This window comes from Pseudomonas sp. 22085 (assembly GCF_052045815.1).
In the GTDB taxonomy this organism is placed as follows: Bacteria; Pseudomonadota; Gammaproteobacteria; order Pseudomonadales; family Pseudomonadaceae; genus Aquipseudomonas; species Aquipseudomonas glycinae.
On the sequence record NZ_JBQEQA010000054.1, the window covers coordinates 1 to 555 of the forward strand.

The following is a 555-nucleotide window of genomic DNA, read 5'->3' on the forward strand; positions in this document are numbered from 1 at the left end:
ACGGTTACCACGGTGTGATTCATGACTGGGGTGAAGTCGTAACAAGGTAGCCGTAGGGGAACCTGCGGCTGGATCACCTCCTTAATCGACGACATCAGCTGCTCCATAAGTTCCCACACGAATTGCTTGATTCATTGAAGAAGACGATAGAAGCAGCTTTAAGCTCCAAGCTGATAGCTCACAGCTAGCAGTTACAAGCTCGAAATTGGGTCTGTAGCTCAGTTGGTTAGAGCGCACCCCTGATAAGGGTGAGGTCGGCAGTTCGAATCTGCCCAGACCCACCAATTTTGTTATGGGGCCATAGCTCAGCTGGGAGAGCGCCTGCCTTGCACGCAGGAGGTCAGCGGTTCGATCCCGCTTGGCTCCACCATAAACTGCTTCGAAAGTTTGAGAGTTTAGAAATGAATATTCGAACTGAATATTGATTTCTAGTCTTTTGATTAGATCGTTCTTTAAAAATTTGGGTATGTGATAGAAAGATAGACTGAACGTTACTTTCACTGGTAACGGATCAGGCTAAGGTAAAATTTGTGAGTTCTCTTAGTTGAGAAATTC

At 46.1% G+C, this 555-nt stretch carries 2 tRNA genes and 1 rRNA gene; all 3 read left to right on the top strand.

The features are described 5' to 3' along the window. Window positions 1-84, top strand: a 16S ribosomal RNA gene (locus tag ACTJK7_RS29085); the annotation flags it as partial. Window positions 85-207: 123 nt separating this feature from the next. Next, a tRNA-Ile gene (locus ACTJK7_RS29090) sits at window positions 208-284 on the top strand. A 10-nt stretch (window positions 285-294) separates the two neighbouring features. After that, window positions 295-370, top strand: a tRNA-Ala gene (locus ACTJK7_RS29095). Window positions 371-555: the final 185 nt, after the last annotated feature.